General features: G+C 54.8%; 13 protein-coding genes, 1 tRNA gene and 1 pseudogene. 7 read left to right on the top strand and 8 right to left on the bottom strand.

Going from position 1 to position 21573, the window contains the following annotated elements:
- Window positions 1–588: 588 nt before the first annotated feature.
- A complete protein-coding gene (locus SB764_RS36030) occupies window positions 589–1749 on the bottom strand; it encodes an IS30 family transposase (protein ID WP_410866233.1) in 1161 nt (386 codons plus the stop codon).
- Between the two features lie 350 nt (window positions 1750–2099).
- On the opposite strand from SB764_RS36030, the gene SB764_RS36025 reads away from it, so the two are divergent.
- On the top strand, window positions 2100–2342 hold the full coding sequence (locus SB764_RS36025) for a hypothetical protein (RefSeq protein ID WP_410866232.1): 243 nt from the start codon (window positions 2100–2102) through the stop codon (window positions 2340–2342).
- A 208-nt stretch (window positions 2343–2550) separates the two neighbouring features.
- Here the strand turns inward: SB764_RS36025 and SB764_RS36020 are convergent, their stop codons facing one another.
- The 5 genes from SB764_RS36020 to SB764_RS36000 form a co-directional block, all read right to left on the bottom strand.
- Complete coding sequence (locus tag SB764_RS36020) at window positions 2551–2778, bottom strand: hypothetical protein (RefSeq protein ID WP_410866231.1); 228 nt, start codon at window positions 2776–2778, stop codon at window positions 2551–2553.
- A gap of 787 nt (window positions 2779–3565) precedes the next feature.
- Entirely contained in the window at window positions 3566–4237 is a 672-nt protein-coding gene (locus SB764_RS36015) for a hypothetical protein (protein ID WP_410866230.1), read from the bottom strand.
- 904 nt (window positions 4238–5141) lie between these two features.
- A complete protein-coding gene (locus SB764_RS36010; RefSeq protein WP_410866229.1) occupies window positions 5142–5477 on the bottom strand; it encodes a GNAT family N-acetyltransferase in 336 nt (111 codons plus the stop codon).
- A 176-nt stretch (window positions 5478–5653) separates the two neighbouring features.
- Window positions 5654–6394: an H-NS family nucleoid-associated regulatory protein gene (locus SB764_RS36005; RefSeq protein ID WP_410866228.1), complete on the bottom strand. Its 741-nt coding sequence runs from the start codon at window positions 6392–6394 to the stop codon at window positions 5654–5656.
- 2210 nt (window positions 6395–8604) lie between these two features.
- Window positions 8605–8841 carry a DUF6471 domain-containing protein gene (locus SB764_RS36000; RefSeq protein ID WP_410866227.1) on the bottom strand — a complete coding sequence of 79 codons (237 nt, stop codon included), beginning with the start codon at window positions 8839–8841 and terminating at the stop codon, window positions 8605–8607.
- 153 nt (window positions 8842–8994) lie between these two features.
- Between SB764_RS36000 and SB764_RS35995 the strand changes: the two genes are divergently transcribed.
- From SB764_RS35995 to SB764_RS35975, 5 genes and pseudogenes are all read left to right on the top strand, one after another.
- Window positions 8995–11745 (top strand): DDE-type integrase/transposase/recombinase, encoded by a 2751-nt coding sequence (locus tag SB764_RS35995; RefSeq protein WP_410866226.1) that lies wholly within the window; start codon window positions 8995–8997, stop codon window positions 11743–11745.
- A 9-nt stretch (window positions 11746–11754) separates the two neighbouring features.
- Window positions 11755–12789, top strand: a complete 1035-nt coding sequence (locus SB764_RS35990) for an ATP-binding protein (RefSeq protein WP_410866225.1) — start codon at window positions 11755–11757, stop codon at window positions 12787–12789.
- A 3-nt stretch (window positions 12790–12792) separates the two neighbouring features.
- Window positions 12793–13242 (top strand): annotated as a pseudogene (locus SB764_RS35985) (TniQ family protein); the annotation flags it as partial.
- 120 nt (window positions 13243–13362) lie between these two features.
- A complete protein-coding gene (locus tag SB764_RS35980) occupies window positions 13363–14094 on the top strand; it encodes a hypothetical protein (protein WP_410866235.1) in 732 nt (243 codons plus the stop codon).
- A gap of 78 nt (window positions 14095–14172) precedes the next feature.
- Window positions 14173–15471: a TniQ family protein gene (locus tag SB764_RS35975; RefSeq protein WP_410866224.1), complete on the top strand. Its 1299-nt coding sequence runs from the start codon at window positions 14173–14175 to the stop codon at window positions 15469–15471.
- A 77-nt stretch (window positions 15472–15548) separates the two neighbouring features.
- On the opposite strand, the gene SB764_RS35970 is transcribed toward SB764_RS35975, so the two are convergent.
- Window positions 15549–19829, bottom strand: coding sequence for an NACHT domain-containing protein (locus SB764_RS35970; RefSeq protein WP_410866223.1), 4281 nt, complete (start codon window positions 19827–19829; stop codon window positions 15549–15551).
- Window positions 19830–20356: 527 nt separating this feature from the next.
- On the opposite strand from SB764_RS35970, the gene SB764_RS35965 reads away from it, so the two are divergent.
- Window positions 20357–21073, top strand: a complete 717-nt coding sequence (locus SB764_RS35965) for a HEPN/Toprim-associated domain-containing protein (protein WP_410866222.1) — start codon at window positions 20357–20359, stop codon at window positions 21071–21073.
- A 271-nt stretch (window positions 21074–21344) separates the two neighbouring features.
- Here the strand turns inward: SB764_RS35965 and SB764_RS35960 are convergent.
- Window positions 21345–21432: transfer RNA gene (locus tag SB764_RS35960), tRNA-Ile, on the bottom strand.
- Between the last annotated feature and the right edge of the window lie 141 nt (window positions 21433–21573).

Below are 21573 nucleotides of genomic sequence, written 5' to 3'. Positions count from 1 at the left end.
GTTGGTCGATTCCTTGTTTCAACGTTTACCCCTCCCGCTAGGATGACCTCTGCGGGAGGTATTTCAACGGCCTGCTAGAATACTGAAGCGCTCCGACGAGTAACTCGTTGCACGCAGCTCTATTTGCGGTTACCCGTCGTTCGATCTCGTCACTCGCGTCTTCATTACCCATAAAAAGCTTATAGGCAGACTCTGAAAGCGGTGCCCAGTTGGACTGCCCAGGACGTCTGTACGCGAGTTGGCCGCTGAACAGAGGAGAAAGGGAAGTCGGCACATCAAGGGCTTGATTTGTACCCATCGGACGTAGTTATCTAGTTTTATGTGGTTCCAGCGCTCGGAGCATCGTGCGCTGGCCTGCCGCAGCACAGTCGGCTGCGTCCCTCAGTCACACCGATCCTAACATAGGTGTTACAGGAGATTTGCCGACCTGCGATGAGGCGGAAATGCTGGTTAGCAGATGCCGGCAGCGGGCATGCGGTCACAGTTGCTTACAGACTCGCTTCGAGTGACAGCGTGCCACTCGCGCGCTCGAACACGCAATCGTCTCATGCAAAGCCAGCCCAAGAACGTCCGATATTGCGGGCGGATTCAGCCGGTCGACGCAACGATTTGGTTAAATCGTTCAGCTGGCGTGTCGAAGTTTAATGTTTTCCGGGGGCGTTCGTTGAGCCGCCTGGCTACGGTATCCAGTCTGGCCTGCGAGTAGACGGAGAAATCGGTACCTTTAGGGAAGTATTGCCTCAGAAGCCCATTCGTGTTTTCGTTCGAACCGCGTTGCCAGGGATGTTGAGGATCGCAGAAATAGACCTCAATGTCGGTCGCAACAGTAAAGCGGTTGTGCTCGGCCATTTCCGAACCCCTGTCCCAAGTCAGCGATTTATATAGTTCCCGAGGTAACTTGCTGGCGTGTCGTATAAGCGCGTCAACCACAACCACGGAATCTTTGCTCGCTACTTTAACCAGCATGACGAACCGACTTTGACGTTCGACGAGAGTCGCAATCTGGCTGGTAGCGTTGCCGTAAATCAAGTCGCCTTCCCAGTGCCCGGGTATTGCTCGATCCTCCGCCGTAGCGGGACGCTCACTGATCGACACGGCGTCACGAATGTTCGTGCGGCCCTCAGTTTTCAATGTGTGATGACGGGATCGGCGCATGGTTCGAGAGCGTCGCAAGTGCTCAAGCAATTCCTTTTTCAGGGCGCCACGAGCTTGTATATAGAGGCTCCGATAGATCGTCTCGTGCGACACCAGATAGTCCTTGTTGACCGCGTAAGCATGTCTGAGCCAACCAGCAATCTGCTCAGGAGACCACTGCAGCTTCAGCTTCGCAGCGACAACTCGTGCCAGCGTCTGGTTTTGCACCAATTTGCAAACCTTCGGCCGACGTGCCCGCTCCCAGGCGATAGCATCCGCCTGGCTTGCTCGATATCCCAGGCTGCCCCCGTTGCGCTGTAACTCGCGACTGATAGTGGAAGGAGCGCGTCCCAGCCTTGCCGCTATCGAGCGAATTGATAATCCGGACACCAGAGAGCGGGAAATCTCCTCGCGCTCTGCTAGCGTCAATGCCTGCGGCGCACGATGCCTTTGCGGCGGCTGGATACCGCCGCTCTCCGAGAGTATCCGCTGAATCGAAGAATGGCCCCGATCGAAGAGTTTGGCAATCTGATGAATAGTGTCACCCTTGCGCCATCGGTCCCACATCAGCGCTTTCTGGGTCTCGGAGTAGTAAATTCTCGGTCGCTGCTTCATTTGCAACACCTCCGCTGCTCACGCAGATTCTAGGTGTTGCGTCGACCGGTTGAATCCGCCCCAGGCACACCAATGCCAGCAATGACAGGCGCCAATGCAACGACGGATATCCTCGGCTGGCCGACACGCCTCTCCTGGTCAACAAAAAGAACGATCTCCGCGCGCGAGCATTGCCGCAAGCCATAAACATATGCTCTAGTAAACAACTGCCTCGCTAGGGTATCTCGCCCGCGGAGCAGGTTTTATGCAAATATGCTCTTGAGTAGGATCCTATTCACCCCGGGTGGAAATCCGACCACTGCTGCGCGTGTTGTCCTTACGGATCGTATCTTTATCAAGAAAGGCTCGATATGGCTTACTACAGCGATAAAAAAAATGTCAAAGTGGCTGCAGAAAAAGGCAAGCAAAAGTACGAAGACCTGCTGAAACCTGGTGAAAATCCGCAATGGCCTGGCATCTACAAATGCCAAACATGCGGATACGAGGACGTTATTAACCGCGAATGCGGCAAACTTCCGCCGTGTTCGCATTGCAGCCCGCGTAAGAATGAGCACTGGAAATTATTGGTGCGCGCAGAAAATGTGACTGCGTAGATCGAAGGGGCCATTCAAATGGCATCAACACGGCTAGCACAAGATTCTATATGCTGACCGGAAAGCACCAATAATTCGATATACGCAGTTCGCGGACGGCGGCATCTGTACGCCCAAGATGTCCGCCCTCCCCCAGTTTAGTTGTCGAGGGTAGCAGTGCACTTCGGTGCGCCCACCGAGAATACTTGGTTCGTGGCGGTATAGCAGATCATTGCTTTTGGTTTACCGCCGATGGACGATTCGCATGCGCATCAAGTTGCGAGTGTAGATTTCCTATCTCTGCGCGCAACGCGTCGACCTGGCGGTAAAGCGCTGCAGCGCGCTCAACGTCATCGTCGTTGGCATGTACGCTGCCGTCGAATGAATACAGATCATCATAAATCGATGCGTATTCAATGCGGATGCGTATGTCGTCCCCACCCAGCAGTTTGGTCATCTCCCCCACGCAGTCCGGAGGAGCCGCATCGGACAAGACAAGAAGCGGACTCTCCTCGCCAGCTTTCAGGACCGTCCCGACAGGGGGCCAAGCCTTCCTGAAGCATTTGGCCGGCATCCCCTTGTCACGGATGAACTCACTCCATTTGCTTCGACCTAACCCAGAATATGACTTACCGTTCGTCGTTACGCTTATGTCTTTCAGGACCGCGGGACCAAGTCCGGGGTTCGAAAGGTAGAGACCGAATTGATGACCGGATTGATCGAGAAATGGTATTGCGACAATGTAAGGGCGATATGAAAGTTGAGCAGTGTGGTTTGTCGTATACGCCGCCCAACACGCTACGACTGCAGCTACCACAGAGATAAGGGCAGTGGCTACGGAGGCACCTGTGTCGATTTTTTTGAGATTCACTCGTATATCGGATTGGTTAGAATTCGGACGATTCTAGCGCCAAGATGCGAAATCTACCCTCTGTCATGGCATGACACCCGCCCCCGTTGCCGTGCTTACCGACCGGCCCGGCGATTCCAGAAAAAATGGCACCGATCGATATCGCGCAATAGGGAGCATGAATATCTACTGCAGCAACAATCTGTAGCGAAGATGGTCGACGCTTGCAGATTGACTAAAAGCCGCGTGCTCCCTAACAAAATCATCAATATGATTGATTACCAGATGCACGTGCCTTCGGACACACATACCTGGTAATTGCGATTTCATTGGCATCAAAGGAAATGCGCGACCGGTTGGTCGCGCATCTTCAGAGTTTCCTAGGTCTGACCACTTAGCCCAAGACGACGGCGCCCATCCCATCGGCTCGTAGCGCCACGATCGGCTTCTTGACCGCCGGCTCCTTGCCAGCCACATCCTTGTACTGCTCAGTCAACAGTACGCTGGCGAACACATGCTGCAGCGGGATATGAGGAATATCCGTCGTTGCCTGCATCTGCACGAACCCAGTCACGAGCCCAACCATTTCGTGGAATTCATCCACGGTCGGTTCGCGGCGTGGCGCACTGCGGTACTTCTCATCCGTCAATGTCCTATTGTAGAAACGGGTCGAGGCGAATGTGACACTCGAACTGTCGCCGTTGTAGATCTTCAGTCCAATCAGCGCAAACTCATACTTACGCCACATATCGAGGGCAGCCCAGAGCGCTGGGTCCGTCATCTCCGCAATCCAGTAAAACTGCGTACCGTTGAGCTGAAGACGCATCGTCATGAGCATCCGGTCAGCAATCTGCATGTGTCCAAGCCCAAAGGTGAAGTCTTGGACGCTCGCCGGTATGCAACGCGCTTCGCGCACCGTCAGCGGGAAGGTCAACACGGGCATGTCGTCAGGCAGGCCTTGCGCCATGTTTGGGCGTTCGCTGAACGACCGCAGTTCTTCAAGTCGCCCGATAGCCACTGGGGGTTTTCCGCTGAGACCTGCGTTGAATGCATTGCGTGCTTTCATAATATAATCCACTAATCTAAACCTGCTTTTCGTCTTGCCACAAAATTCGGCTCTTCGAGATAATGCAATTTCGATGAGTACGAATTTCCCTAGCAGGTGAATCAATCCTGCATTGATGTATAGCTCCGAATCCGAACATGACGAACAATTGAGCCGTTATTGAACAGCGAGCCATACCGAACAGGTCGCACCCGCGAGCACCGTCCCACCGCGGCCTGTGGCCACAGCACATCAAATTCACTATGGGTACTCGGCGTCGAACGACGCGAGGTTCGACTAGATTTCGAGCTGCACAATCATTTAAATATCCTGTATCGCACCGCTTCCTCAAAGTCGATGGGTTATTTATAGCATCATGAATATTGGGTGGTCCACATGAAATTTCTATTATTTTTAAAAACGAAATCATGTTTTTAAAATCTATCCGAATTAACAGGCAGATTTTGCGAGACGTCGTTCTGATCTTTCTTGGGGGGGGCTTCGCCCGGTGCACACCTGTGTCCGACGCGCTGTGAGAAGTAGTCGCTTGCACCGCAGAGGCATGCTGGTGCCAGCACCCTCGCAGTCTGCTTCCCAGTCCCGTGCCGCCAGAGAGCATCGAGCAGGCCGATAGGCAGATCACTCGCCGCGGGCAAGCTGCCGATTGCCTCTCCTACCGACATGGAACAAGGCGGCCAGCAAGCGCCCCCCCCAAGGTGACCCCATAAACGCCCACCGATCCAAATGAGGACTATCGCGACGAAGGCCGACCGGTTGAGCACCAGCGAGCAGGAAGACGGAATGTTTGATGCTCCGAGCAGTCTCGGGCCGAGATACTCTGGGATTCGCGGAGCAAATCGGGCGACTGCTGACTTCATGACGCACGCGTCGAGCGACGCCTCGCAATACCAGCAACGCCCCTTACCTAGAGGACGAGCTTTAACCGCGGGCCTACGTCGACGAAGCCGTTCGCTTTATAGAATGCGACCGTTCGCGCCCACTGAGGCTGAGTCGGCGCGCCGACGTCGATGCGGCGCCACCCTCGCCCGCGCCCGTACGACAGTGCTTGCTCCAATAAGCGCGCGGCAATACCCGCTGAGCGCAATTCTGGGCGTACGTACAGTTCAGTGATTTGGCCGAACGCTCCACGAGCGAACATGGCATAACCTTCGCTCAATAAGATGACGCCGACCGCTCGGTCATCGTCAAACGCGAGGAAACATGCGACGTGGTCGTCCCGCGCCAGAACGTCTTGTGCCACCGGCTCAAGGTCGACGGGCGCACCGCCCAATTCTGTCAGCGGGGCCGCTACGAGCTCAGCGACAGCCGGAGCATCACTGGGACCGCCACGACGAAGGGATATCAATAACGTCTCCACCGTTGGCGAGCGAGAAAATGAACCCCGCTCGCCAATCGTGCTTATGCAAAAAGCGATGCTTAGGAAGCTTGCGCTTCGGTTTCCGCAACAGTAGCGACATCCGAGCTGACCGCATCGTTAGCGGTGACCTTCTTGGCCGCACGACGCTTCGGTGCAGCACTCTTCGTCGATGCCTTCTTTGCAGGAACAGATGCTTTCTTCTGAGCTGCCTTCTCGGCCGGCGCTTTCGTGGCTGCAGCCCTCTTCGCCGGCACAGCTTTCTTAGCTGCCGCCTTCTTGGTCGGCGTCGAATCCGACGCGGCACTCTCCGGCTTATCAATCAAAAAGCGCGAGCGATCTTTCGCGCTCGCAATCCATGCCGGTGCGCGACCTCGACCGCTCCAGGTAGCCCCGGTCTTCGGGTCTTGATACAGCGCCGGCTGCGGGCCACGCGCGTAATTGCCCGCCTTCGCCTTTGGCGCGACGCTGGTAACCGCCGCTGCGCCGTCGACGAGAAACTTGCTTCGGTCCTTTGCATTGGCAATCCAGGCCGGAGCACGGCCATGGCCAGTCCAGGTTGCGCCGGTCTTCGGGTCGAGATACTTCGCAGCAGTTGCAGTCTTCGCTGCGCTCGCGGTTTGACCAGGCTTGCGACCACGGCGCTTGCCTACGAAGGCCTCGATTTCGGCCAAGCCAACGCCATGTTTATGCATCAAGTCACGGATCTTTTCGAGCGCCGCAGTCGACTTCGTCGAAACCAATGCCTCTGCTTGCGCCTGTAGTTTTGCAATCTTCGCCTGAATTGAATCGAGTGTAGTCATTGAGTTTTCCTTTCCCTATATAGATGTTTCTTGGCCCACTATGCCACATCGTGTAACTTTGGCGCAAAACTGCGTCCGAAGTTTCTTTTGCTCGCTCTTTCCGTATTACGTATTTTCCCGTAGTCCAAGTTCCGTGATGGCAAACGACGATGAGTATCGGAACTTACTGGGAGAATCGGAAATTTCCGGTAACCACACTTCGCCGACAGCCCTCATGCGGATGTACTTACACAGTTTTTTCGAGCCCGCGCGATCAGTTTCTACCAGCACCGAACGAAAACCACGTTTAAGAAATCTAGGAAGCCGGATACGAATCACCTGCGTCGAAGCAGCATGTCGCCACCACGATTCGGAATATGCCCTAGTCTGGCCTTATTTGCCATTTGCAGTACGGTTGTTCAAGCTCAGTTCGCAGCGTATCGAGGAACATTGCCGAACTCGACGTAGCGCCTCCGTTTGGTTTAGTGGCTAACTAGTATCTGGCCTAGCGTAGAAGACTGTCGTGCGGACCGCACGCGCCTCAGCGAACCGATGTAGACGGCAATATCAGGAAGCATCGCTGCAACTAGACGGCCCGCAAACTGGCATAAAGCGGCGTCCTACCGAGGAAGAGTGCTTTTGTGCAGATCTAATACCATCTTCCGTGATCGTCATTCGCATGTACGAAGAAACTCAAGCGGCGACGGCAGGCACCAGTCCAGTGGAGCGCACGTCCGAACGGTGCACGTAGGCGCCGTGCGTCACGGAGTACAAGCACACTGGCAACTACGGCGATCTTTGCTCGCCAGAAGCCTGGTCTACAGTGATAGCTTCTTCCAGCGATTCTCGGCCACCTGCACCACACAGACGTACCCAATTGCGACTCCGCCACGAGGCTCACGCACCCACGCCCCCCCTTGGGCGGACATTACTCCGAAATCAATGGGTAAGGCAACGCGCGAACACCCCGCTCCTGGTCAGCAAAAAGCGCAATCTTCGCGCGCAAGCGTTCCCGGAAGGCCTAAGCATATGCCTCAGTAAACATATGCTCCTTTAGAATTAAAGGCATGGCCGAGGTACATATGTTTACGTATACATATGTTTCTTTTGGTTTGAAAGGCATAGCCGGAGGCCCCAGCGCGCGCAGCACGCTGGTCCTTCCACCGATCATCTAATAACCGATTCCGACAGACATACGGATTGCAGCTCTGTCTTCGCCACTGCACCGGACTGTCTCAATCCTACCCCGTGGTAGTCCGGATTTCCCCAGCGCGCCACCGGTCTTGCCCGTCCGCGCTAGCGGTCACCACCGAAGCCCTTCAGTCGGAAGGGGCGGCCCTGACGTCGGTGGCATCGTGCTCAGTCGACGTGTGACATAACATGTATATCACGTCAAACAGCTACCCAGCATGCCCTCTCGGAAAGATATCAATTGCTAGAAAAATTAGCGCTATTTAAGCAATCTATTTAACCACCCCTTAATCACGCCATTCCCCTACTCTCACCACGGCTATTCCGTGCGAGTGCGGCCGACGATTTGCCGTCGTCCTCCGCGAATGCGCCACGCTTAGCATAGGTCAGGATGTCGAGCATGAACTCGGATGGACGACACAGATTCATCAACGTTTACGCGCACTCGCGAGCGCGCTACGCAGCAAGTAGTCCAGACAGCCGATAGCCATCGATCAACGCGTCTCCGAGAAGTTATTCTGAGCGGCTTCTCACTGAATTGTGTACTGGCTACGGAGGCGAAAATGGCGCGGGGCTCGTTCGTCACCACCGTCGAATCAACACCCCCTCTGGCGAGCAAACCTCGCTCACCATCTCCGAGTACCAGGCGTTTCGTCTCGTATCTGCTCAACTTCGCTTCGCAAGCGCATCAGCTAGGTTTCCCCTTGCTCAAGCGGAGGCTCCTACTTGGCCACTACTGGAGCAAGTCTCCGCGTTCGATACAGCGACAGGCACTACGTTGGCAGCGAAAATCTCCCGGATTCCCATGTCTCTTTTTCGTACTCCTTGAAATTTCTCAGCGATTTCCTACATTGGCTTTTGCGCTCCGTAATTGCAGCGCCATCTGACACCTAAAGCCGGAATGGCAATTCCGTCGGACCCCTATTTATGAGAGGGTAGTCCGAGCGGAGGCCGTTATGGAACAGATGAATGCAAACGTCGTAACAGGCATGGTTCGCCGTTGTAGCGGGGTTGATTGGCGCAGAATCAAGTATGAGGACTCACTCGCCTTCGATCGCGGCGAGACACGCCAGCATAAAGGCGGCGGAGAACCTTCTTCGGTTGACCTTTCGGTTCAACTGGTCCGCATTCTCAAATATCCCGATTTCCTCCAAACGCAAGGCCAGTTCCTTGTAGCCGATGCCGTGTTTTTTCATGGCCAACACGATTACATTTCGTGCAGCGGCTTCCCACTCTCCGTACACGTCGTCATTGAACGTGTCCGCATCTGCCGTCATCTACTCATCCTCCTTTGTCCTCAGGTTGAACCCCATCGACACCCTCAATCGCATTTTCTCACCTCGTTAATCGGTCGTAAACGACTGATTTGGGATTCATGGGCCTCTGATGCTCCTACACGTCTATATCGCATCAACTACGCGTAGGACGTCATGCTTGACAAGGCTCAACTCACCGAAATTTTCGATCGGCTCGGCACGCCTGCCGCTGGGCGCGAGCTCATCCTGAATGCGCGCATTCTGGCGCCCGTACGCGAAGTAGTATCACGAGGCGGCAACGTCATCACCGTTCTGGCTAGCAGGAAGATGGGGCGGGAAATTCGCACCGAGAGCCGACACATTGAATTTGCCGTCGCAGTGACCAAGGAGCATTCAGAAGATGTGCTCGAATACTATCCGCAACCTTGTGATCTGAAACTGAAGCTTGTCAACGATGCTACCGGAGAAATACGTGCGATCTCGCACGTCCCAGACTTCCTGACGATCAGCCACGACGGGTTCACGCTTGAAGAGTGGAAATCCGAGACCAAGCTAAGTCATTTGGCGGAGAAGTACCCATACCGCTACGCCAAAGACTCCGATGGCCAATGGTATTCGCCACCGATTGAAAAGCAGGTTGCGGAGCTCGGGATTCGCTACAAGCTTTGCAGCGAAGAAGCGATCCCACGCCGCCGTGTCGAAAATCTTCTCTACCTGGCAGACTATTTCCTTCCAGATGCGGAGCCGTGCTCCGAGGACACGCTAACTCTGTTGTATTCCGCTCTCCGTGAACACGGCTCTTTGTCGTTCCACGATTTGCTGTCGTCCCCACATAGCTTCAACGCTGACTTTCTCAATCAGGCAATAGCAGACAACCTCGTGGTCACCGACCTAGACCGCGATTCGCTCGCAGAGAAGCGCCTCTTCCGGCTGTACCGCGATGCGGCAGTTCGCGATTTCTCAAACGCTGCTTTGCGATCTGGCAGCTTGCCTCGTGAGGAAAGCTTTGCACTGGACATTGCAGAAGGCTCGAAGTTCTTGTTTGAGGGGCGCGAGCTGACCATGCTCGTCGTGGGCGAGGACATGATTATCTGCAAGACGCCGGACGATTCCACGATTTCGTTGACTCGAGAATGGATCGAAGAGGCTCACGAGAAAAAGCAGATTACAGCGGTACGCGCGGGGAAGAAAAAAGACACAGATCTGAGCCGATTTTCAGAGAAGGATCTCAAGGATGCGCTTGCACGTCAGGCATTTCTCAACTCATCTTCGGACCAAAAGCACATCGCTTCAAGAACGCTGCGTCGATGGGCCGCTCGGCGGCTTGTTGCGTTAGCCAACGGTGACAACGAGATTCTTGCGCTTGTTCCTAACACGAAAGGGAGGGGCAACCGCAAGCCACGACTGAGCGATATTCAGATCGAGTTGATGGACCGCATCATCGAAACCGAGTGGAAGAATAGCAAAGCTATCAACTATACAACGTGCCATCGGAAGATGAAGGTCGCATTTGAAGAGGCTGGCGCAACATGCCCCTCATTACCAACGATGATCGCGCACATCAAGGCAAACGCGACGAACGAAGACGTCAGAACTCGACTAGGTAAGCGCATTGCCTACCAAGAGAACACCTTTATTGATGTTCTCTACTACGACAGTCCTGCTCACGGCAGCAGACCGCTGCAATATGTCCATATCGACCACACTCAACTTGATATTGAAGTCATTTCAAGCAAGACAGGCAAGTCGCTCGGCCGACCGTGGCTGAGCTTTGCGGTAGATGCATGGTCACGGCGTATTGTGGCGATCTACCTGACTTTTGATTCGCCGTCGTACACCTCTTCGATGATGGTCGTTCGCGACCTGGTAAGGCGATTTAATCGCTTGCCTGAATTCATTATCGTCGACAACGGAAGCGACTTCCTCTCGGACGCTTTCAAGTCCTTCCTGCGAGTGTTGGGCACGCATGTGAGATTTCGTCCGGCCGGGAACCCAAGGCACGGTGCGGTACTTGAGAGGATGTTTGGGCGTCTCAACACCGAATACATCCACAACCTCGCAGGCAATACCAAGGCGACCAAAAACGTTCGTATGGTTACCGGCTCGCACCTGCCCAAAAAACTCGCCGAATGGACCCTTCACGACCTCTACTACGGCATTCAGCATTGGGCGTTTGAGTTTTATGACGAACAGGAACACCCAGCGCTCGGCGATTCGCCGAGAGCCACTTTCGTGCGCGGCTTACGCGAAAACGGGTCACGCGAGCAACGACGTATCACGTTCGACCGAGACTTCTTGATTGCAACCTGCCCACCTGTGGATCGAACGGGCATGCGGCAAGTTCATCCCCAGCGTGGCGTCAAGGTGGACAACCGATTCTATTGGAACGAGGCGTTTCAGGATTCAAAGGTTTCCAAAAAGAGCTTCCCGGTACGGTACGACCCGTGGAACGCGTCGACAGTTTACGTCCTTATCAAAGATGGGTGGGTACGCGCAATCTGTCGCAACCTCCATGGCCTTGGACAGATGACAGACGTCGAACAGCGCGCAGTCACAGCTGAGTTTAACCGGCGCAGCAACACAGTCGCGGGCGACGAAAAGTCTGCGCAACGACTCCGGGAATTCCTAGAAGTATTCACACCGGAAGGCGCGGTCGCACTCGAAATGGAGCGTCAATCGGAAAACAAGAAGCTGTGGAACAACCTGCAATTTGCGAGTGTCGAGCCCATTGTGCCTGCGGATATCGCTGATTTCAGCCGAATTGAGATTCCGCTAACCAAGCCCATCGCCTCACAACCAGCTCAAAACAAAACTCCCAACGTTGCGATCCAAGCGCGACCGAAATTGCCCGATGAATCACCCCGGGCAAACCACGTCAAAAGCGACCATTCCGCCGCCGACGACGACGAATTCGAAGACTTCTAAGGTACTCACATGCAGCAACAAAAGCAAACTTCGACCCAATCCACAAGTCAGAGCACCGATATTCTGGCGGCAAAACGCATCAAGCACACACGCATCGGGGACGTCATGATGGAACTCGACACTCTAATCTACCCCGGCAGTAAAGATAGCATCCTGCTGGTGTGCGGCCCCTCTGGGGCGGGCAAGACGACGTTGTCGAGGTTCATGGTCAGTTCCGCATTGGAACGAGCCCGTCTCGAAATGGAAGCCAATCGAGGCATTATCCCTGCGATCTACGTCGAGGCCCCGTCATCCGGGGAGAACAATTTCTCTTGGCGCATGTTTTACCAGCGGATCCTTGCTGAACTTGGCGACGAAATGGACTATCCGAAGGTCGTCTACGGAGTCGACCCGGAATCTGGGCGGATGGTAAAGCCGCGGGGATCCTCCGGCAACACGCTCGCTGCTCTGCGCAGCGCGGTTGAAAGAGGCCTTAAGGCTCGCGGTGTGCAATTTCTCGTTATCGACGAGGCCGCTCATATCATCCGCCAGACCCGAGGCGAAGGCAGGCTGGAGATTCAGCTGGATACTTTGAAGTCTTTGGCCAACACCAGTGGCGCTCAAATGATTATGGTCGGGGCGTATGACCTCTACAAACTCGTGTCGCTGTCGGGGCAAATCGCTCGACGCACCCATGTCCTTCACTTCTCGCGCTATCGCGAGGATCATCCGGAGGACGTGCGGGCGTTTGAACGCTGCGTTAGTGCGTTCGAGAAAACCCTTCCCGACCTTTGGGGCGGCAAACTCTCGCAACACTCAAAGGCGTTGATGCGAAATACGTTGGGATGTGTCGGCACACTCAGCGACGTATTGAAACGCGCCGCCAGACTCGCCGACGCTTCGGGCGGATGGAGTGAGGAGGCGCTGGAACGCGCACTTCTTACCGAAGCACAGCGGCGAAAGATTCTGGATGAAATTCTCGATGGAGAGGCGGCGATCGAGCCGAGCTTCATACGAATTCTGGACAGCTCCGAAGCCCAAACGAAGCAGAAAAAGCAGCAATAAACAATGAACACTTTCTATCCAAGTCCGCGATCGGTACTTCACGCGCTCGAACCTCTCGGCGTCGGCACGCCCGATACTGAAAGCCTACTGAGCTACTTCTATCGCCTCGCGGTCTCGCATTGCGTATCCGCCCATTCACTGATGGGGAGAGTCTCAGCCGATATGGGTTGGGACAAGCGAGTCGATTCAAACCTTCAGATGCGCGAATTCAACGTGAATGCGAGCGGTGAAGTTGCTCAACGCTGGTCCGCCGCCCTGTCACAACTTACATCTGTCGCTGGCCTCCACAACCTGACCATGCTTCCGTGGCGCAGCGTCGTCGCCCAGAAAGGGCTAACAGCGAGGCCCAATAGGTGGTGTCCACTCTGCTTCGCACAAGATGTCGCAGAAACGCGTACGCCATACTTTCGACTCGCGTGGGACCTCGTCGACGTCACGGCTTGCCAACATCATCGGATCAAGCTCATTGACGCATGTTCCGAGTGCGGAAGCGCCAACGCTCGCAGTCGTATGGGCTGCGTCGTGCCCGGTTGGTGTGCCTCTTGCGGCGCGTTCCTCTGCGGTACGAGTACGTTGAGCGAAGCAAACTCCGGGGAAATATGGAAGGCAACAGAGGTCGGAGAGTTGCTGGCCGCCGCACGCAACCTGCAGTCAAATCCAAGCGCTGACGCCATGCTTGACGGCATTTCGACGCTCGTCAGGAATTGCGATAATGGGACCGGCGCAGCATTCTCAAAAAGGATCGGTGTCGCCAAGTCATCTGTTACTCACTGGCTCAAAGAACGTGGCATTCCCGCGATGTCCGCGCACTTACGTATCGCGTCGCAATGCGGAGTCAGCGTAAAAGAATTACTGACTGCAGATACAGACCGATTTTCGCACCCCTCCGAACCTACGCTGCAATTGTCTGGGCTTTTTGAGACACCGAATCGCAAAGCATCCGCGCCAATTGATCGAAAGAAAATCGATGAGAAATTGGATGAATTCGCTTGCCTTAATGTTCCAATTAGTGTCCAAGAAGCGGCACGCCGACTCAACGTTACTCCCCGAACCCTTTACGACATCTCGAATGAGAGGGCTCGCCGCGCTGGAGCACGGTGGAAAAAGCATGTAGGGGAAAGGAGCCATCAGAGACGAGAAAGAATCGTCAACAGAATGAGGAAGGCAATCGATGATCTTTGCCTTAAAGGTGAAAGTACCAGCCTTCGACAAGTGAAGAAGCTTATCAAGAATGAGTCTGGTGAGAAATTTTATAATGCAAATAATTTTTATCACAAAGCGAAATCTCGGATTCTCGCTGAATAAACAGCGATTTCTCGCCGTGATGTGGCGAAATCGAAGAACTGTTTAGCAATGTGGTCAGCCACTGGGAGAGACTGAAAAATGAGTTCCACCTCATCACTACTTCGCTCGCATCTCAATCCACTATCGCCTAAAGGTCTAGGAACTTCGGATGCCGAGAGTCTCCTCAGCTATTTTTTGCGACTTGCACTTTCTCATTGCATCTCAGCTCCGTCGCTCAAGCTTCACGTGTTCGCCTTAGCAGGCTGGAAACAACCTGGTAAGTTTCGCTTAAACGACATAAACCTCAACGGGATGGGCAACTCGACTGAACAGTGGTCGTCCGTACTGTCGCAACTCACTGGCATCGCGCAACTTGACCTGCTCACCATGCTCCCGTGGCGCAACGTCATTGCCGGTATTGGTCTTCTCTCGCCGCACTGCCGTTGGTGCCCACTGTGTTTTGCTCAAGACCTCAGCGAAGGTCGCGAACCTTACTTTCGACTCGCATGGGATATTGGGACAGTTGACGCGTGCCCAAAACATGCGGCTAAGCTCGTTGGCTTCTGCCCGAATTGTGGGCGCCCGGACGCGCGTAACGGCTCCACTTGCGTCGTTGCGGGTTGGTGTTGTTTCTGTGGAGCATTCCTTGGTGATTTTCCTGCGCCATCGTCAGCAACGGCTGCGACACTCTGGGCATCGCTCCAAATTGCGAAGTTACTGGCAGCACCTGCGACGCTTCGCGGAACGCCGACGCGGGAAACAATGATCGAGGGCTTAGTCCGTCTCATAGATCTGCTAGATGACGGGATGCCTGCCGTCTTCGCTCGCCGGATAGGGCTCAATAAGTCAACGGTGCACTACTGGCTTAGCGATGGCGGCACTCCTGCGATGCCTGCCCTCCTTCGAATCTCTGCTAGCACAGGCCTAGAGCTCCCGGCTGTGCTTAGCGGCGACGTCTCGGGTGCACACGCCCTCACGATCGTCGCCAGCGAATCCAACGAACTACGCCCGCGTCACCACAAGCGTGCATCGGCAAGGAAGATTGACTTCGAAAAGGTCAACGCACAGCTAGATGAGGTCATCGTAAGTAGCAGCGGGCTCAGTGTTAGCGAGGCAGCTCGCCAACTGAAAATGCATCCGAAGCAGTTGTATGAGATAGCAAACGACAAGGCGAAAAAAATTGCCGAAATATGGATGCGCGATCGTAAGGAACGCGCTAGCCGAAGCCGCGCAAGAGCCGCCGCACTCATCGAAGCGGCGGTTCTCGACATTCTGGCTGAGGGAAAGGGACCTAACCTGCGCGAGTTGAGACGAAGGGTTCCTAAAGAGGTGCTCGGAAGCGTTCGCGAAATCTTCGTGCTTCTCGAAGAAGCAAAGGAAAAGGTCTGCCGGAGATAGTCGTACGAGTTGGCTCAAGCGGTGAAGGTCCTAGTGGGACGGCAAGCCTCCCCTCTGGCTAGCCGTCTCTCATGTCGTTACTTCGATGCCTTTTCAGCTGGCAGTCGGGGTCGAAGATCCAACAGATGAACGCTTATCGCAACAGAATTGCCCATCGTTTCTTGAACGCGCGTGGCTTCCGACCGGAGCAGCGACATCAGTTCATCCACATCGATGCGCCGGCCATCCTCAGGATGGTCCCATTTGCGATGCCTGGCTAGGGTGATCAACAAGCACCCTGACCGGCTGTTTTCAGCGGCCATGTACTTCCTGACCAGTTGATTGTGGATCGTGTCGCGCAGGTCTTTCGCCGTTCGACCATCACCAAGCTTCAACTCAATCACCGCTTCAAGATCGGATGAGATAGACCGCAGTCTAATGTCCGTCTCCTTTTCATCCGCCGTGACAGCCTCTTGATCGACTCTGTAAACTCCATTGGCGGCGTGACTCAATTCGCGCGCAATCTCACGGCGCATAACCCGTTCCTCTGCGATACCCGCCCATGCTTCTCGTGGCGACACGTCGCGCAGGAGAAGGTCATCGAGGTCAGCCAAGCGATCTTTTAATACTGAAAACATCGCCTCGTTCGTCGACGCGGGAGCTTCGCCTGTTTTATCGAGTGAAACGGCCTGTGCGTCGTCGAACGCAGCAGAATCGATTTCTTGCGCCCAATGCTCTTCTGCAATGGACAAGACACGGTCCTTGAAATGTGCACATAGGGGATCGTTGGCCATCTCAAGTTTCGCAGACCACCCATCCTCTCCGTCGGCATCAAATAGTGCGCCAACAATTTCATTTCTCGCACGCTCAGCATGGTCCCGAGTGTCCGGACTGTAAGCGCCCTCGTGTTTAATATCGTCGCTCGGACGCACATGACGGTACGAAAGACGCAACAATCGCAATAGCAAAGATGGAGCGAACGCTTCACCGCGCAAGCTAACAGACTCAAAACGATCGCCGAACAACATACTGAACCAAGTCACAGCCTCACTATGACGTCCGGGTTCGATCGTGCTCAAGCGATCCTCTAGCTCTGCGACCCCGACCTCAGGATTGAGTCGCATAACCGTTGACAACCACGCGAAGATGAATTCACTCGGCACACTGTCCTGTAGACGCTGTCGAGCCGTCGCAAGCAGATGCTCGTGCATCTCTTCGTCACCACGCTCCAATATGACGCCAACTACCTGCCTCAGCCGCTGCGCGGTTGCTGCGTTAGCGTCTGCCAAACAGTCCCCTTTTTTGTCTAGCCACGCCTTAAGCCGCTGAAGAAAAAAATTAGCCGATGGAGCGTACCTAATGCTCTGCAATAGCAGCGGCTGACCGGATTCCGCCTTTTGGCCCAACTCCCAAGTAAGCTCGTGGCCAATGACGGCATCTACCGCTTGAGGATGAGCCTCGATAAGGCTATCCAGCCAAGCGGGTAGCCCTCCAACTTCGATTAGTGCAAAGCGCGCGGCGAGCATTGCTTCTGCGTGGGTCACTCGTGATGCCCAAGTCGCATCCTCGGCCTCAGCATAGATGGCTGCGAGCCCAAGCTGCCATCGCACGAGATATGTGTTGCGCTGCTCCAAAGGCCGTTCGCTCGCACACGTCGGCGATTCTGTCCGCCAAATTCTCATCAAGATGCGGCGTAGGCGATCAGCCGTCGCCTTGTCGAACTGTTCCTCGATAAGACGTCGATTCCAGCCGGATTCCCGACTGTCCGCTCCAGCGTGGCTCATTGCTCGCCACAAATTCCATGCAGTATTCCAGCTACGTTCGTCGGAGAATGCGCTATCAGGCTGCTGGGAAACCTCTCGCCAAAATAGCATCCAGCTCGCTCTGTCTTTAGCGGCTCGCCGTTCGCGTTGCTGTTTTATCGCGGCCCCTCTCGCCTCAATTCGTTCGAGTTCTTTGTTTCTTGCTGGTGGCTTTCTACACTCGTCAACGATAGCGAGAAGTTCCGGCAAGTCAGCAACGAGCGGCTCTAGTTCTGAAAGATGACGCGGCCACAACTCTTCGCCCGGACAGAGGCGCAGGGCAACTTGCAAGACAAACGCACGATCAGTGCTTGAACGCGCAGTATCACCTAGTGCACTTCTTACCCACGAAAGATCCCTGACTGCAACGAGCTCTAGTGGACTGTCGTGAAAAATGACTTCCACTAGGCGTTCCCGCGGATCGGTGATGACTCGAAGGGACTGAATGAATGCGTCCGTCGTCCAGAACAACAGTGCATTGTCTGTCGCCCCAAAGTCTTTGAGTCGTTTCCTCAGGGATTTGTGCGCGTCGTCTTTGCCATTCGTTCGATCGTGGAGACGCAGAGCAAGAACGCACGCTCGCAACCATTGCGAATCTATGCTGATGCTGAGCCCTCGTGTGCAAACCGCCGCGAGAGCTCCGGTGAGATTAGGCCGGTTGCTAACGAAGTGCGGCCATCGACTATCCCATCTGTGCCCCTCAGATAAAAGTTCGACAAGACCATCGCGAACAGCCACAAGCTGTGAAGAATCGAGTTCGGCGTTCTCGAGCAAGCGTGGCAATTGCAAGCCCAAACCATTGAAACTACGATCGGTTCCTTTCAGCCTCTTTAGCGTCTGACACAACTGGTCTACCGAGAGGTCGCGTGGAAACATCCTAACGAGCGCCATGCGCGCAATGTCGTCCGGCCACGCAGCATGGTCGTTTGCGACGGAATGCGCGATGCTCGTTAGCCTCGAGTCCTGAATCGCTATCATCGCATCGAGCGAAATTACGCGTTCCGAGGCCTCGGCTTTCAGATCACACACACATCCGTACGCCACATCCGCGCAGTCTACCAGGCGTCCACTCTCAATGAGATATAGCAGGATGCATCTCACCTCAGGATTTTCGACCCCCGCATGCCAAAGTCGACAAATCTCGCTTGAGAGTTCTTGAGATGCGAAGCGATGGATTTGAATGTGCGGTACTTGTCGCCCCTGCCATCCGCCCTTCCCATAGCGTTCGACGTACGATCGAAGCGCTTGAATGCGCTGACTCGGCGTGAGCGATTCGGGATCACCCTCACTTAGTAGGACTGCAGGTTCATTGTCGCGCAGCGTCTCGAATATTGCGGCATCACTCAGAGCGAGCCAGCCCGCCACTGGTCGCTTTGAGGGGCGAACGATGACTTTGCCTCTGGTCTCCGCGAAAAGCAGGCGCATCAAAGCGCGGTGCGACATCCCGCTTTCGCTGAGCGTACGAAGACGATGCGCCGCTAGGTACTCTGCGACCGAGCGGTGATGGAATCGCACGCGCCCATAAGACGCAAAACCGAACAACGGTCTTTCAAGAAGAGCTTTTCGCTCGCCAAGTTTCCAGTCCGCAAGAATGATCGATGGATCGACCGCTGCATCGTTGTGGCCAGCGTCGGAGGCAGCATTGTGCCTTATGGTCAGACGTCGGGTCATAAGCATTGCCAACGCGAGCCGACTGGCACCCTCTATCGCTTTCTCCACTGACAACTCGGCGGGCTCGGGCCTGTCGTCCCGAGGCTGCAACTTGACCCGTACATTCGCCGTAACTTGTTCATAGTGCGTGCGGATACGCTTATGCTCTCGCCAATCGCTGCATAGCTCGATCAAGTCTTGTGGTCGCCGCGCAAACTCCTGCGCGTTACGTCTCTGCAAGTCTTGGAGCAAAACATCGGGATTCTCCACGCCCTGTCCACGAGCGAATTCAACGATTTGCGTGTCCGAAAGCGGCATCAGAGCCACCGTTCGCCAATCAGGGATTTCGTCTTCTTTGTTGTCCTTTTTCTGTTCCGTTCGCATGGCAATCATCGCGAACTGCTCCTCACTCGGCTCGGCGGCAGCGGTCAATGGAATCGGAAGCACAGTGCGAACGAGCTCACCGTCAAATGCGACGGGGCGAGTTGTAATGACGATGCGAGCGCGCCCTAGTTGGCTTGCAATACCCTTCTTAAAGCGTTTTAGCGCACGCTCAAATGAGCCCAAGCTCAGTTGCAGCTCGTCTATCGAGTCCAAGAAGAACGTAGCGACGTCTGACTGGGACGAAAGCCATGCGTCAAGCCTAGCCTCTTCTTCATCGTCCAACAGGGCACGCAGTTCATCTTTTGCCAAACCTGCCAATTCAACAAAGAAGGCAGGCTCGCCAGCTGCAGACAAACGTTGAGCCTGAGTACGACATTCGAAGGTCTTCCCCGCTCCGGCCTCCGATATCAACAGCACACGTCGTGACTGTAGGAGGTCGCTCCATGACGAGCCTCGGGACCAGCCCAAGCTCGTCAGGAACGGTTGCTTGTCTGCTTCTCCGAGTTTGCCTTCGGGAATATTCTGAAAAATTCGCTCGACCATATGCCGTTTAGATAACTAGTTGGCTGCGCTCTTAAAACTCCGGCGTCACGCAGAGTTTCTCCGCCTTTTCGCCAAGAATCCGCCCGTGATCGCTACGAACGAGCACAAACGTTTCTCGATCGGAATCGTTGTGCTCGCAAAATGTGCGCAGCGTGGCGGTGGCTAACTGAGCGTAAGTGTATGCGCGAACGCCTAGGTGCCACAACGACCATACTGCACGTGTTCACGGATAGGAGCCGCAGCATACGCTCACTTCTGGGGCCCCTACGACTATGCCACCCCCATGGGCTAGCCACGCCGCTCAGCGAGAGCGTCGGCCGCGCGAATGGCACAGTGAGAAAACTTCGCTTATTTTAATGATGATTTTCAAATCATTGATTCGACATTAAAGATAAATCCAAATTCTCTTTGATTTTAATTTCGAGAGTGCTAGTCTATTCAAACCACAGCGCAAGGATGATTTAATGCCCCAGCATTACTTCCCTGCTTGCACGTCGTATTTTCATTGATTTTAAGGTGATTTTTTCATGTGCTATGCGCACATTCAAATAGGCTGCAACTCTATCAGTGACATGGCGAATGGTTACAGCCGGTGGCTATTTGAGAAATCCGATCGCGTATTTTTGGACCCGGACCGTGGTGAACATGAAATGCGGTATGCGTACTATACAACCACTGCAGAGCTTCGCCGGCGCCTTCAACTCGTGGGGTTCACCCGAGAAACCCTCGAATGCGAATTCCGAGAATTCAAACACAATGGCGTGTGGTTCTCCAATTTGCAAAAGCTCTACGACACGCCCGAGAAAGCGCAACGCCGCGCGTACACGGTCGAGCACGCGAGCCTTGACGATTGGCTCCATGCGCTTGGGCTATGGGTTAGCGGATACATGGCCTCGCGTATGCACGAGTACCGGGTTTCCGATCCACTCGTCGATATCGGGATTTTGAAGGAATGCTTTGAGCGAACTTGGAGTCCGCATAGCAAGGCGAAGAAACTTAGGGATGTGCTCCCCCGCCACAATTCAATCGGCTTCCCCTGCGCTAGCTTAGAGTGCTTGGCGGTGGCACTCTTGGAGGTCGTCAAAGAGGACGCTCCGTGCGAACTGGATGTGAGCGAATTTGTGAACTGCGGGGACTCAAGTTTCGACGATGTCGAGAGATACGATGGCGAGATCTGGTTTCCGGGCGACAGGAAGCCGATCGAGAGCAACTTTACTGGTTACGTCGAGTGTGATGACATCTAACAGGGGGTTGCCCTCGCAAGCCGCTAGATCGGAAGTCTGAGAGCGGCGGGCGACGCCTGGACGAAGATGACCCGTGTGACACGTTAAGAAGCGTGCGCGTCGGACCGATTTAGGCGGAAAGCCGCGGCCCGAAGAGTAACGGCTTCCCCGTCTAGCACTTTTTGCCCATAAGGCAAAAAGTGGCCGATCGTCCAATAAAGCATAACGTGGCCAAATGGCCAATTTATGCTTAACGGCACAAGATTCACGCGTAATGCGAGTGCGTATAACCTGGTGGGCCGGGTGGGGTTCGAACCCACGACGTCCTTTCGGAGGCGGATTATGAGTCCGCTGCCTGCAACCAACACGGCGTCCGGCCCAACGACGCTACAACAAAGACAGCGTCAACAAAAAAGCCCGGTCTGCCAAAGGCCGGGCTTTTCGACGGCAGGCCGACATACTACACGAAACCGGGCCAGCCTGACCATCCGATCCCTGCTTTCGCTTGCGATAACTCCGAA

This window comes from Paraburkholderia sp. SIMBA_027 (assembly GCF_046535315.1).
GTDB lineage: Bacteria > Pseudomonadota > Gammaproteobacteria > Burkholderiales > Burkholderiaceae > Paraburkholderia > Paraburkholderia tropica.
Note: the sequence above shows the minus strand (reverse complement) of the source record. Positions and strands in the feature narration are given on the sequence as shown.